The following is a 12,693-nucleotide window of genomic DNA, read 5'->3' as shown; positions in this document are numbered from 1 at the left end:
GGTCGACGACGCGCCACCGGTGCCGCGAACCGGGGGCACCGCCCGCAACGAACCGAACGGGCGTGAGGCGATCGGACGCTCTGGAGGCGGACGGGCCACCCGGGTCCCCCTGATCGCCGATCGACACCCGTACCGCTCGGACCTCGGCCCCGCCGCTGCGAGGGCTCGCCCCTCCTCGCCCCGGTCGCCCCGCGCCCGTCCCACGCTCCGTTCCGGCGATCCGACCCGGTCCCGGCCGGTACGCGGTCGGCGCGACGGCCGTCCTCTCCTCTTCCGCTCCTCGCTCTTGGGAACAGCCGTGATCGCCACACCATCAAGACGCTGATCCGTGTTTCGCAGCGCAACCTTTTCCACGGAGAGAGGACGGCCGATGACATGGTGGCACGGGGAGTACGGTTGTTCGGGCGCCGTACCGCGAGGCGGCGTAGGAACGGGTGACACACGGGTGCGGTCCCGCGACCGGAGCGTGGACGGGTTCCGCCGCACCCGCGGCCTTGCCCTCGGCCGCGTCGACGTCGGAGCGTCGGCCCGGAGCGGACGGGGTCGCCGGTGAACGTCGAGCCAGTGGAGTTCGGTTCCGCGTTGAGGACGTTGAGGAACAGCCAGGGACTCTCCCTCGGGGAGCTCTCCCGCCTGGTCAACTACAGCAAGAGCCACCTCAGCCGGGTGGAGAACGGAAAGAAGCAGCCGACCTCGGATCTGGCGCGGCACTGTGACGGCGCGCTCGGGGGCGAGGGCCGTCTCATCCGTATCGCCCGGAGTGTTCCGCGTCGTGTGGCGTCGGTGGTCCCGACCCCGACGGTGCGGCAACTCCCGCGTTCCGTCACCGATTTCGTCGGTCGGGTCGATCTGCTGCGGCGACTCGACAGGATGTGTCCCGCATCGTCCGAGGGCCGACACCGAGGCTCTCCACTCGTCCTGGTCGACGGGCCCGCCGGAATCGGCAAGACCGAGACGGTCCTGCACTGGGGACATGTCGCGGCGGAGCGGTTCGGCGATGGCACGCTCTTCGCGGACCTGAACGGGTTCCGGCAGGGTGGTGCACCGCTCACCGCGGAACAGGTGCTGCGCCGTTTTCTCCACGACCTCGGCGAGACGAGTGTCGCCCTGCGAGGCAGGGACGCACAGCAACTGGGCGTGCGCTTTCGCAGTCTGCTCACCGGCAAACGCATGCTGATCGTCCTGGACAACACCACCCGCCCTGAGCAGGTGCGTCCCCTGTTGCCCGCCAGCCCCGGTTGCATGACCGTGGTCACCAGCCGCAGCCGTATGCCGGGCCTGCTCGCCAGGGACGGCGCGTTGCGTCTCCAGGTCCCGCCCATGGCCCCGGAGGAGAGCCGGGAACTGCTGGTCACCGTCGACCCCGAGAGCCGCCTGGCCCGCAGGCCCGAGTTCCTCGACGCGTGCGGGCACGTGCCCCTGCTCCTGCGTATCGCCTCCCGGCGGAACATGAACCCGGAGTTCTACGACGGCCTCCACCGGTGGGAGAGCGCCGCGATGCTGCGGCTGTTCTCCATGGTCGGCGACGACTCCACCTCCCTACGGTCCCTGCTGCAGGGGTCGTACGAGGGGTTGAGCGGGGAGGCCACCTGGGCCTTCCGGTTGCTGGGCACCCGTACCGAGGGCTGGTACACCGTCCGCGACGCCGCGCGTCTGCTGGACACCGGACCGTCCGCGGCCGAGGAGTTGTTGGCCGAACTGGCCGACCTGCACCTGCTCCGGTACCGCGACGGCCGCTTCGCGTTCGACCCCGTGCACCGCGCCTTCGCGATCGAGCGGGCGGGTGCGGTGGGGGCCGGGCGCGACGGCTGACGGAGGGCGCCACGGTGGGTCCGGTCGGGGTGTCCCGGTTCCGGGCGGGAGGCGCCGCCCGGATCACCGGTGGTCGCGATCGTGGTGGAGACACCCTCGGGCCCTCGCACGGGGCGCTCGGTCTTGGACCCGCGCGGCCCGGACCGTTGCCTCCCATTCCCCGCACAGAGGCAACGGACAACGTCTCCCCAACGGCGCCGTCACGAATGCAGACTTGTCGTCCATCGGTGATGGAGGACGAACACGTGCAACCCCGAACCGCGTCGACGTCGAGACCACGAGGATCGCGCCCGAGGAACCCCCGCCGCAGACGGTGATCCGCGGCATCCCCTCCGCGGGTCGATCGGCGCGGCCCCACGACGCGATCGAACACGACGCGATCACGCCTGAACGCACCACGGTCACGTGCGGCGATGACGTGCCGTGACCCACCCCCATGCCAGGTTCATGTGCCCACCGAAGGAGAAAAGGCGCGTTGATGGACGATGTCCGGCTCGGTAGATACCAGGAGTACATCGCACGGCACGGACTCACGGAGCAACAGGTCCTGGACCAGGTCGACGAGTCGTTCGGGCGGCCACTGCTCATCGTCGCCGCGGGATCGGTCATCGCCGGATTCGGCAACGACACCAGCGACCTGGACCTCCACACCGTCGTGGAGGAGGACGTGGCCAGCCTGCTCCCGCTGATGTCCTATCCGAACGGTGCGCGGATCGACGGCGTCCTCTGTGGCGCCGACCGGCTCATGGACAGGCACCGGGAGATGAGTGCGAGCACCTGGCCGCCACGGGAGGTGCGGCCGGGAGACATCTGGGCCAAACGCAAGGCGATCGATGCCATCACCAGGTACGGCCTGGGCCTTCCCCTCTTCGGTACCGACGACTGGATCGCCTGGCAGCAGTGCCTGGAGGCCGAGGCCGACGCGTGGATCAGCGATTGGTACGCGGTGGAGGCCCACCGCATGCGGGCGGCGGCCCAGGCCCTGCGCGCCCACAAACCGCTGGTGGCGGGGGTCCGAGCGGGCGACGCCCTCCTGGCGGCGCTCGATCGCCACGCCGCCTCCCGAGGGGAGTCCTACTTCAAGGGGAAATGGCTGGGGGAGAAGCTGGAGCGCCTGGGAGACGCGCGGGCGCTCGCGGACTACGCGCGAGCGGTGAGCCCGCCGCTCTCCGCCCGCGAAGTGCCGCGCTACATCGAGCGCGTCGACGACACGCTCCACTCCTACCTGGGCGACGTCGACACCGGCTCCTGGCGGTGGAGCCTGCAACCGGCCGTCGGCACCTCATGGGAGTCCTTCGGCGAGCAACACCTGGTGTCGCGGTGGGGCCTGCGGGCGGCGGTGGTCTCCGCGGGCAGCGGCGTCGCCGAACCCCGCACGTGGACCTATCGCCTGTCCGAGGAGTGGGATCCCGATGTCGAAGCGCTGTTCTGCGAGGACATGCTCTGGCTCGGTGTGCAGCAGGTGGGACGGCCGTCAGGCTCTTCGGAATGAGGACGTCGAATGAGTGTGCAGCGCACCATGTTGGTCACCGGTGCCACCGGCGTGGTCGGTTGGGAACTGGTCGGGCGGGCACGTGCGGCGGGGTGGGACGTCGTCGGCTGCTCGGCGCGGGGAGGCGACGGCGGCATCGCCTGGCGGATGGGGCAGGAGCCTCCACCCCCGGAGCTGGACAGGGCCTGGCACGTCATCGTGCACGCCGCCGCTCGGCCGCGGTGGAACCTCCCTCGCGACGAGGCGATCAGCGGCAACCTGGCACCCGTGGCGGCCCTGGAGCCCCTGGTCGGCCGGGCCACCCATGTCATCCACCTCTCCACGGCGTTCTCGATCGGTCTGCGGGGGGACACACGCTCCGCGTCGCTCGATGACTACCGCAACACCTACGAATGGTCGAAGGCCGCGGCGGAGCGCGAGGCCCGGGAACGCTACGCGGCGAGCATCGTCCGCCCGCCCCTGATCCTCGGACGCCGTTCGGACGGCGTGGTCAGAAGGCGGACCGGGCTCTACTCCCTCCTGCAGGCGTCGGTGACCGGCGCCCTCCCCGTCCTGGTGGGCGATCCGGACGTCGGCGTCGAAGCCGTCACCACCTGTGATGTCGCGACGTGCGTGCTGTCGATCGCCGAGAGGGGGCCCGTCGGATCTCCCGTCGTTCTCGGCCGTGCCGAACACGCGTCGTCGGCGAAAACGATCTGGGACCTCGCCTTCTCCGCGCTGAACGACTGGAGAAGGGAGCGCGGCGCGGGGGAGCTGGACACGCCCACCTTCGTGACACCCGACCAGTGGCACCGCTTCTACCTCCCCTTCGCCCGGCCCCACCTCTCCGATCGCCAACTGCGCACGATCGATCTGCTCGGTGAGTTCATTCCCTACCTCTCCCGGGGCGCTCCGATCGGCGTGAACCGGTACGTCGAACCCATCGATGCCGCGTTGCCCGCCATCGTTCGGGGCTGGGCCGAGCGGCTGCCCGGCCTGGCGATGCGAAGCCCACGGCCCTGGACGATCAAGGAGCAGGTATGACGGACGCGTACACCTACGAATCCGCGCGTACATCCGCCTGGCCGGACACCTCGCACCTCCTGTCCCCGGACGACGTGGCGGAGATCGCCACCTACGCCGAGGAGAACGACCGGACCGGGCGGCTGGCGGATCGCAGTATCGACATCCTGCGTGAAGCCCGGTACTTCGGACTGCCCGTCCCACGGGAGTTCGAGGGGCGAGGGGCCTCCATCGCCGAGTGCTGTGCCGTGCAACGGCGGATCGGGGAGGCGGATCCCGCACTGGCGATCGCGACCACCATGCATCTCTTCTCGGTCGGGGTCGTGGTCGAGCACCGGGACCGCCACCACGACGAGTCGTGGATGTTGTTGGAGGCCATCGCCGCCCAGCAACGGATCGTGAGCAACGCGTTCGCGGAGCCGGGTCTGGCCGGTGCGCTCACCCGGTCCAACTGCGTGGCCCGGCGATCCGGTGCGAACTGGATCCTCGACGGCCTCAAGACGCCCTGCTCCCTGGCCGAGCGCAGCGACCTGGTCTGCCTGCAGATGATGGACGAGCGAGGTGGGACGGACGCCCTGATGGTCGCCCTGCTCGCCACCCGGAGCCCCGGGATCACGACGGAACGCACCTGGAACACTCTGGGGATGCGGGCGACGGAGTCGGATACCCTCCGCTTCGACGGCTGTGCTTTCCCCGATGACCTGGTCTTCCATCGCACGGAACCGGGATCACAGAGCGACGAGGTGTTCGCGGCCGGGATCGGATGGTTCTGTGTCGCCTCGACCGCCTCCTACCTGGGTGTCGTCTCGGCGGCGATCGAGGAGTCCCGGGCCGCTCTCCGCGCCTCGCGCATCACGCACCTGGGCGCGTCGCGGGCGCAGCTGCCCTCCTTCCAAGCGGCCCTCGGCGACCTGATGTCCTTGGTGATGCCGATGGAGTGGGCCTGCGCGGGACTGGCGCGTCGACTGGGCGAGAAGGACGGCGATCCGCGAGCGTTGATCCCTTCCCTGCTGGCCCTGAAACAGCAGACCGCCGGGTTGGCGACCACCGCGGTGCAGATGGCGTCCGAACTGGTGGGGGTCGGGTCGTATGCGGCCACGGGGAAGGTGGCGCGGCTCCTGCGGGACGCACAGGCGGCGCGCTACCACCCGCCGACGCGCTGGGCCACCCGACAACTCCTGGGGCGTTGGGCCCTCGGGCTTCCGTTCGGTTTCGAGCTCGACGAGAAGCCGGTCGGAGGCGGTTGAGATGCGCGAACCCCTCGAACTCATACGCACCCACCAGTCCTCAGGCCGATCCTTTCTGCACACCATCATGGGGGCGGTGGACCCGGAGGTCGCGGGGAAGGGCCAGTGGATCACGAGCCGTGGTGGACACCGGTATCTCGACGTCGGTTCCTTCGGGGTCTTCCTCCTCGGACACGGGCACCCCGGGCCGGTCGGCGCGGTCGCCCGGCAGATGGACCTCCTGGCCGGGGCGAGCAGGACCCTCCCCGGGGAGGTCAACGCCCGTGCCGCGGCGGCGCTGGCGGCGGTGGCGCCGGCGGGCCTGTCCAAGGTGCTGCTTTTGAACTCCGGGTCCGAAGCGGTGGAGGCCGCGCTCAAACTGGCCAGGGCACGTACGGGGCGGACCCCCTTGGCCCACCTCTCCGGCTCCTTTCACGGCAAGAGCACCGGCGCCCTGAGCCTCACCGATGCGGAGGCGTTCCGTCGGGGGATCGGTCCCCTGCTACCGGACGTCGTACGGATTCCGCGCGACGACGCCGCCGCGGCCGCCGCGTTGATCGAGCGCCATCGGCCGGCCGCCGTGTTCGCCGAACCCGTCCAGGGCGAGGGGGGCATGTACCCGCTCGCACCCGTCTACGCGGCGGTTCTTCGAGAGGCGTGCACGCGCACCGGCAGCCTGTTGGTCTTCGACGAGATCCAGTCCGGGCTCGGGCGATGCGGCACGTTCTGGGCCCATGAGGATCTCGGCGTGCGCCCCGACATCCTGCTGAGCGGGAAAGCGTTGGGAGGCGGTGTCATGCCGGCGTCGGCCGTGATCGCCACCGAAGACGCGTTCCGTCCGTTCGACGTCGATCCGCTGCTGCACACCTCCACCTTCGGCGGCAACCCCCTCGCGTCGGCCGCCATCCTCGGTGCGCTGGACGTCATCGGTGACCTGGACGTCCCGGCGCGGGTGCGCCGTGCCGGTGCGGCGCTGCGCGCGATCCTGACCGGACTCGTGGCCCATCGGCCCGGACTGTTCTCGTCGGTGACGGGGCGCGGCCTGATGTTGGGCCTGCACTGTCGAAAGCCGGAGGTCGCCGCCGAGATGATGCGGGAGTCCCTGGCCGGAGGCGTGCTGCTGACGATGTGTCTCACCACGCCGACCGTGCTGCGGTGCACGCCCTCCGCCTTCATCGACGCCGAGGAAAGGGGGTTCTTGAGCAACGCGCTGCACAGTGCGGCGGTCAGGGTGGAGAGAGAGTCGGCCTGATCCCTCACTCCGTGGGTGTCGCCGTCGCGGTGAGGCGTCCGAGGACGCCCCGGAACCGAGGAGAACCGTCCCTTTCCCGAGCCGGGTCGGCGCTCGTCCTCACCCGACCGTCCCGACCGGGCCGACTCTAACGAAGAGGTGTTGTGTGGGCGTTCGAAGCACGCAGGGGTTGCGGTCCCACGTGTGCCGCACCGGTCATGGTGCCGTGATCACACTGGTGATCGTTCAGGGAGCATGGGAGGACATCGCCGGGGGAGTACGCGCCGGTCAGTGGCGCATGGTGGCCGCGCAGACGCGCCAGCTGGTTCTGGCGAGTCTTCAGGTGAGCGGTCTCGAGTACGGGGGAGAACCGTACTGGCACGAGAACGGCGGCGCCTTCGACCAGATCACGCACGCGCCCGAGGCGCTCCGCGATCAAGGCCTCGCACTCGTTCACGAGGCCGGCGCCCTGGCGCGGGACCCCTCGGGGGCCGAGTCGTGGCTGACCCGACTCGAGGCGTGGGCGCACGTGGTGCACAGGGGGCTCGGCCTCGACGAGGACCTCCCCGAGCTTCGGTCCCCTGAGGGCATGTTCGGCGGGCTCCGGCTGGTGCGGGGGTGGACGGAGACGGTCGACGCTCTCGGTCTTCCTCCCCTGCTGCCGAGCGATTGGACCAAGCCCCTGTAGTGGTCCGGGCCGATCGACGTGCGAAGACGCCCGGGGAACCCGCCGGTCTCGTGGCCCGATCCGCGGTCCGGGAAAGTGAGCCGCCCTCCATGAAAGGGAGATATCCATGCCTGTCGTCACGGTGACCGAGCGTTTGCAGGCGCCGGTGGACCACGTCTGGAGCCTCGTGTGCGACGTCGCGTCGTATCCGAGGTTCATGGAGTCGGTCATCACCACCAACGTGCTCTCCGAGTCCACTCGGGAGAGTGGCGACGTCGAGGTCGTGACCGAGTGGGAGGTGCAGATCAAGGGGTCCATCCTCAAGTGGACGGAGAAGGAGATCCGCGACCCGGAGCGCCGGCGCATCGACTACACCCAGCAGTCCGGCGACCTGGAGGTGTTCCAGGGGTTCTGGCAGGTGACGCCGGTCGACGACGACGTGACCGAGGCCACGCTCGAAGTGGAGTTCGAGATCGGCGTGGCCATGCTCAAACCCATGCTGGAGCCCGTGGCCGCGCGGGCGATCGAACGCAACTCCTCGGACATGCTGCTGTCGCTGGGGCGGCGGGTCGACGGATGACACCGAGCCTGCGGGTGGAGGGGCTCGGCAAGCGCTACGGAGAGCGGCGGGTGCTGAGCGGCGTCGACCTCGTCGCCGGGCGCGGCGAGATCCTGGCCGTGCTCGGTGCCAACGGCGCCGGGAAGACCACGCTCCTCTCCATCATCGCGGGGATCACCTCCCACGATGAGGGAGACGTGCGGGTCTTGGGCGTCGACGTGCGAGCACACCCGAAGGCCGTGCGGGGCCGGATCGGCTGGGCGGCCCAGGACACCGCCGTCTATCCGACGCACACCGTCGAGGAGAATCTGCGGTACTTCGGAACGCTCGGCGGGGTGCGTCGCGGTGGGCTGCGCGCGTCGGTCGACGCCGTCATGGAGGCCCTCGACCTCACGCGGTCGAGCCGCACGCCGGTTCGGGACCTGTCGGGCGGACAACGACGCAGGGTGCACGCCGCATGCGCCCTGGTGCATCGTCCGGAGTTGATCCTCCTCGACGAACCCACGGTGGGTGCCGACCCCGAGACGCGGCGCGACCTGCTGCGGCTCGTGGCCGCCATCGCCCGGGACGGTGCGACCGTTCTCTACACCTCCCACTACCTCGGGGAGATCGAGGACCTGGACGCTCGTGTCGTCGTGCTCGGAGGGGGTAGGTGTCTGGCCGAGGGTCCGGTGAGCGACCTGGTCTCCCGGCACGCCAGAAGTGAACTCGTGCTCCGGTTCCATGGACCTCCGCCGACCACGCACTGGCCGGGGGCGAGGGTGGACGAGGACCTCCTTCGGCTCCCCACCGCGGATCCGGCGATCGACATCATCAAGGCCGTCGAGTGGGTCGGTGCCGAGCGCGATCGGTTGCGCTCCGTGGATATCGCCAAGGCCGATCTGGAGTCGGCCTACTTCAACATCCTGAGGGCGGGGTCGTGCCCGTGACCCCTGTCGTGGCCGTCCTGCACCATGACCTGATCTGGTTGCGCCGCGATCCGGTCCCCTTCGTCACCCTGCTGCTGACGCCCTGCCTCCTGATGTCCTTCACCGCGCCGCTGTACGCCGGTGTCGCCTCCCGGCTCGGCCACGAGGGTGCGAGCGGCGCGGACTTCTCGGTGCCCGGAATGGCGCTGATGTTCGCCTTCTTCATGGGCGGAGTGATCAAGGAGTCCATCTTCCGTGAGTTCGAGTTGCACACCTGGAACCGAGTGCAGGTGTCCGGTGCGTCGGCCGGCGACCTCCTCGGGGGAAAGATCCTTCTGGGCGGCATGCTCGTCCTCGGTCAGTCCTCGGTGCTCTTCCTGGTGGGAGGGCTGCTGCTCGGCCTGAACGTGAGGGGGAGCATGGTCGCTCTGATCGTCCTGCTCGTCGGGGTCGCGGTGTGCGTCGTCTCCTTCTCCCTGGCCCTGTGCACCCTCGCCCGCTCCCGGAGTCAGGCGTTCGCCTACGACAGAGTCATCACGCTCGTGTGGACCGTGCTCGGGGGCGCTCTGGTCCCGATCGAACTCATGCCCTCCTGGGTGCGGGCTCTGGCCACCGTCACCCCCGTCCACTGGGCCGTTTCGGGGTTGCGAGAGGTGATCGTCGGTGGTGGCGGGTTACGTCAGGTCCTGCTGTCGGTGGCGTGCCTCTTCGCCTTCTCTCTCGTTTTCTGCGCGATCGCCTTGTGGCGTGTCTCCAAAAAGGTGGACCGAGGGTTTCGGTGGTGAATGCTCGCCGTTTTTTCGGGCCGGTGGGATTCTGCGTGGGGATCGGTCCCTTTCCGTCTCGTACTTCGGCTCGGTGAAGGAGAGGAGTGCCGGAATATCGGCGTCGCGTCATCGGGAGAGGAACGCGCCGGGGCGCCCCGCCGGGTGTTCCCGGCGGCGCGGGTGAGGTCGAGACGCGCTGAGCGGAACAGCTCGGAGACCCCGGGACCCGATCGCGGTCGGGCGCCGAAGGGTCCGGTGCCCCCCGGCGCTCGACCCCCCGGCTCGCGCCCCTCCCGTGCTCGAACGGCGGGTGAAGGGGGCTATTCGGTCTGCAGGAACTCGCGCACGGCCGTGTGCGCGGTGTGGGCCCGCAGCCTCGCGCGCAGCCCGGCGAGCTCGGAGGCCGATCGCGCCGAGTCCACCGAGCCCAGACACCGGGCCGCGTGGCGTGCCGTGGCGACGGCGGCGTCCAGGTCCCGCAGTGCCAGATGCGCCTCCGAGGCCCGGGCCAGATAGATCGCGTGGCTCCGGGGAAACGCCGTGTCGCCGGGGTAGTCCGCCGCCCTGGCGGCCTCGAAGCGGCGCAGCGCCTCGGCAGGGTCCCCCAGGGACAGGGCGGTCGACCCCGCGATCATCTCGATCTCGCCGTGGTCCACCCAGTACAAGACCTCGGGATCGTCCTCGCGCGGCCCCTTGTCCAGCGCCGTGCGCGCCAGGTGGAGCTGGTGCGCGCACTCCTTCCTCGCGCCGGTCGTGGAGAGCGCACGGGCGGTGCGGGCCGCGAGCATGGCGTGCATACGCGGGGTGGCCCTCCAGCGCACCTGCTCGCGTGCGAGGTCCAGGAGGTGCACCGCCCGCTCGGGCGGTCCCGTGGAGTAGCACTGGATCGCGGCGAACGACGCGGCGTACGCGCCGCCCACGGGGTCGCCGGCCTCGGCGGAGGCGCGCAGCGCGCCGTCGAAGTACCGGGCCGCCAACCCCGGTTTCCCCTGGTCGAAGGCGGCCCATCCCACCTGTCGGGCGGCCTCGGAGGCCATCGCGTGGAGGCGGGGCACAGTGGTGCCCTGGTACCGGTCCGAGCCGATCAACCTGATGATGAGCGCCAGCTCGCCGCGGGCCAACGGCAGGACGTCGCCGCCTCCGAGTTCGTCGTCCAGGTGGCGCAGGTGATCGAGTCGGTCGCCGATGTGCGCCAGCAGGTCCGCGCCGCCGGGAAGGTCGAGCGGCCGGTGGGGGACCGACTCCAGGGCCCGGGCCCAGCTGCTCGCCGAGGCCGACAGGGCCGCGGTCACCGTGAGGAGTTCGCGCCGGTCCACGTGCCCCCGCTTCATCAGGCCGGTGAGCATCGCCATGCTCTCCGGCCGGTCCCAGGACAGCGCGCGGGTGCCGGCGGCGGGGTCGCGCAGGGCCCGGGTGAAGCGGCCGCCCGTGCTCAGCACCCCGTCATAGGCCTCGGCCACTTCGGGGGTCAACGCCCGGTTGCCGTTCTCGATATTGCGCAGATAGGTCGCGCTGAATCCCGCCGCGCGCGCGAATCTCGCCCAGACCAGTCCGGAGGCGCGGCGTTCCTGTCGCATTTCCTCCCGCAACCGATCGGACATGAAGGGGCGCCTCCGTTGTGGAATCGGTGTTGGATCGACTCTTGCCATTGTCGTGGAACGGTCATGGGGATGTACTCGAATTGATGAATAGGGATCCTTCTCGCCCCGTACCTCCGGGCTCGGAGGGGACACCGCCGTTTCCACTCCGACGTCAGCGCACGACCGTGCCCGCGGACCACGACCCCTGTCGGCTCCGGCCGAGGGTGGTGGCCCCATGAGAGAACAAGGACGGCCCATGCCCGACGAGACCCTCGTCCCGCCCCCCGCGGGGACCCACACCATCGGCAAGACCTTCGACTTCGAGGCCGGGCACCGCCTGGGGGGCCTGGCCCCCGGCCACAAGTGCTCGCGCCGGCACGGGCACAGCTACCAGGTCGAGGTCATCCTCACCGCCCCGACCCTGAGCGGGCCCGGGTTCGTCACCGACTTCGGCGACCTCGCGCCCTTCAAGGCGTTCGTGGACACCGAGCTCGACCACCACGACCTGCACGAGATCCTGTCCTTCGAACCGACCTCGGAGAACCTGGCCGGGTTCCTGGCCGGGTGGTTCATCCAGCACGTCGAACCGGACCTGCCCGGCCGCCTGATCGCCGTGCGCGTCCGGGAGACCACGCGCAGCTGGGCGCGCTTCGACGTGGAGCGCCCATGAGCGCCGTGGAGGGGGACGAGCCACGACTGCTCATCGCCGAGCGTTTCGGGGTCGAGCGGCCCACGTTCCAGGGGGAGGGCCCGAGCTGCGGTGTCCCGGCCCTGTTCATCCGACTGTCGAGGTGCAACCTCGACTGCACCTGGTGCGACACCCCCTACACCTGGGACACCTCCCGGTTCGATCTGCGCGCGGAGTCCTCGCGGCGGTCGGTGCGGGACCTGGTGGCCTGGGCGCGAAGTTCCCGGGTGGAGCTGGTCGTCATCACCGGTGGCGAGCCGCTGATCCAGCAGCGCTCCCTGGTCCCGCTGGTGCGCGCCCTGACGGCCGGTGGCCAACGGGTGGAGTTCGAGACGAACGGCACCCTCACCCCCGACCCGGAGTTGCTGGTCGACGGCGTGCGGTTCAACGTCAGCCCCAAGCTCGCCAACTCCGGTGTCGCCGAGCACAGGCGGATCGTCCCCGAGACGCTGAGAGCCTTCGCGGCCAGTGGCAGAGCGGTGTTCAAGTTCGTCGCCCGTACCGAGGCGGACCTGGACGAGATCGACGTCCTCACCGCACGGCACGGTCTGGCCCCGATCTGGGTGATGCCCGAGGGCGCCACACCGGAGGAGCTGATCGCGACCACCCGTGTGCTCGCCGACTCCGTCGCGGCCCGCAGATGGCACCTGGCCCAGCGTCTGCACGTGATGGCGTTCGCCCAGCCCCGCGGACGCTGACCCCGCCGACCCCTTCTGCCCGGACCCCTGGAAGCGAGGCCCCGATGACGCACGCCCTCAGCC

12 protein-coding genes are annotated in these 12,693 nt (G+C 70.3%); 11 read left to right on the top strand and 1 reads right to left on the bottom strand.

All coding sequences use genetic code 11. The features are described from left to right. Positions 1-549: 549 nt before the first annotated feature. The 9 genes from DSY14_RS02545 to DSY14_RS02505 all read left to right on the top strand — a co-directional run bounded on the left by DSY14_RS02545 (position 550) and on the right by DSY14_RS02505 (position 9,682). Positions 550-1,812, top strand: a complete 1,263-nt coding sequence (locus DSY14_RS02545) for a helix-turn-helix transcriptional regulator (RefSeq protein ID WP_211714779.1) — start codon at positions 550-552, stop codon at positions 1,810-1,812. 478 nt (positions 1,813-2,290) lie between these two features. Further along, complete coding sequence (locus tag DSY14_RS02540) at positions 2,291-3,304, top strand: hypothetical protein (RefSeq protein ID WP_211714778.1); 1,014 nt, start codon at positions 2,291-2,293, stop codon at positions 3,302-3,304. A 9-nt stretch (positions 3,305-3,313) separates the two neighbouring features. Next, complete coding sequence (locus DSY14_RS02535; RefSeq protein WP_211714777.1) at positions 3,314-4,327, top strand: SDR family oxidoreductase; 1,014 nt, start codon at positions 3,314-3,316, stop codon at positions 4,325-4,327. Further along, a complete protein-coding gene (locus DSY14_RS02530) occupies positions 4,324-5,553 on the top strand; it encodes an acyl-CoA dehydrogenase family protein (protein WP_211714776.1) in 1,230 nt (409 codons plus the stop codon). Before DSY14_RS02535 ends, DSY14_RS02530 begins: the two co-directional genes overlap by 4 nt. A 1-nt stretch (position 5,554) precedes the next feature. After that, the gene (locus DSY14_RS02525; protein WP_211714775.1) at positions 5,555-6,784 is read left to right on the top strand and encodes an aspartate aminotransferase family protein; all 1,230 of its coding nucleotides are present in this window, start codon (positions 5,555-5,557) and stop codon (positions 6,782-6,784) included. Between the two features lie 205 nt (positions 6,785-6,989). Beyond that, complete coding sequence (locus DSY14_RS02520; protein WP_211714774.1) at positions 6,990-7,451, top strand: hypothetical protein; 462 nt, start codon at positions 6,990-6,992, stop codon at positions 7,449-7,451. 106 nt (positions 7,452-7,557) lie between these two features. After that, positions 7,558-8,010, top strand: coding sequence for a type II toxin-antitoxin system RatA family toxin (locus DSY14_RS02515; RefSeq protein WP_211714773.1), 453 nt, complete (start codon positions 7,558-7,560; stop codon positions 8,008-8,010). Then, positions 8,007-8,918, top strand: coding sequence for an ABC transporter ATP-binding protein (locus DSY14_RS02510; RefSeq protein ID WP_211714772.1), 912 nt, complete (start codon positions 8,007-8,009; stop codon positions 8,916-8,918). The genes DSY14_RS02515 and DSY14_RS02510 overlap by 4 nt, the downstream gene beginning before the upstream one ends. Then, positions 8,915-9,682 carry an ABC transporter permease gene (locus tag DSY14_RS02505; RefSeq protein ID WP_211714771.1) on the top strand — a complete coding sequence of 256 codons (768 nt, stop codon included), beginning with the start codon at positions 8,915-8,917 and terminating at the stop codon, positions 9,680-9,682. The genes DSY14_RS02510 and DSY14_RS02505 overlap by 4 nt, the downstream gene beginning before the upstream one ends. Before the next feature lie 302 nt (positions 9,683-9,984). Here the strand turns inward: DSY14_RS02505 and DSY14_RS02500 are convergent, their stop codons facing one another. Next, positions 9,985-11,241, bottom strand: a complete 1,257-nt coding sequence (locus DSY14_RS02500; protein ID WP_211714770.1) for a helix-turn-helix transcriptional regulator — start codon at positions 11,239-11,241, stop codon at positions 9,985-9,987. Positions 11,242-11,500: 259 nt separating this feature from the next. Here DSY14_RS02500 and DSY14_RS02495 point away from each other — a divergent pair, with 259 nt between their 5' ends. Both DSY14_RS02495 and DSY14_RS02490 read left to right on the top strand, forming a co-directional pair. After that, a complete protein-coding gene (locus tag DSY14_RS02495) occupies positions 11,501-11,914 on the top strand; it encodes a 6-carboxytetrahydropterin synthase (RefSeq protein WP_211714769.1) in 414 nt (137 codons plus the stop codon). Continuing rightward, positions 11,911-12,630 carry a 7-carboxy-7-deazaguanine synthase QueE gene (locus tag DSY14_RS02490; protein WP_211714768.1) on the top strand — a complete coding sequence of 240 codons (720 nt, stop codon included), beginning with the start codon at positions 11,911-11,913 and terminating at the stop codon, positions 12,628-12,630. The genes DSY14_RS02495 and DSY14_RS02490 overlap by 4 nt, the downstream gene beginning before the upstream one ends. The last annotated feature ends 63 nt before the right edge of the window (positions 12,631-12,693 follow it).

Origin of the sequence: Nocardiopsis sp. MG754419, from assembly GCF_018207095.1 — a bacterium.
GTDB lineage: Bacteria > Actinomycetota > Actinomycetes > Streptosporangiales > Streptosporangiaceae > Nocardiopsis.
This window is presented reverse-complemented; position numbering and strand designations above follow the sequence as displayed.

Bases quoted from the DNA above. Each gene is read 5' to 3' on its own strand.
- DSY14_RS02510 (WP_211714772.1), top strand. From the start codon at position 8,007: ATGACACCGAGCCTGCGGGTGGAGGGGCTCGGCAAGCGCTACGGAGAG.
- DSY14_RS02490 (WP_211714768.1), top strand. From the start codon at position 11,911: ATGAGCGCCGTGGAGGGGGACGAGCCACGACTGCTCATCGCCGAGCGT.
- DSY14_RS02495 (WP_211714769.1), top strand. From the start codon at position 11,501: ATGCCCGACGAGACCCTCGTCCCGCCCCCCGCGGGGACCCACACCATC.
- DSY14_RS02530 (WP_211714776.1), top strand. From the start codon at position 4,324: ATGACGGACGCGTACACCTACGAATCCGCGCGTACATCCGCCTGGCCG.
- DSY14_RS02500 (WP_211714770.1), bottom strand. From the start codon at position 11,241: ATGCGACAGGAACGCCGCGCCTCCGGACTGGTCTGGGCGAGATTCGCG.
- DSY14_RS02515 (WP_211714773.1), top strand. From the start codon at position 7,558: ATGCCTGTCGTCACGGTGACCGAGCGTTTGCAGGCGCCGGTGGACCAC.
- DSY14_RS02540 (WP_211714778.1), top strand. From the start codon at position 2,291: ATGGACGATGTCCGGCTCGGTAGATACCAGGAGTACATCGCACGGCAC.
- DSY14_RS02525 (WP_211714775.1), top strand. From the start codon at position 5,555: ATGCGCGAACCCCTCGAACTCATACGCACCCACCAGTCCTCAGGCCGA.
- DSY14_RS02535 (WP_211714777.1), top strand. From the start codon at position 3,314: ATGAGTGTGCAGCGCACCATGTTGGTCACCGGTGCCACCGGCGTGGTC.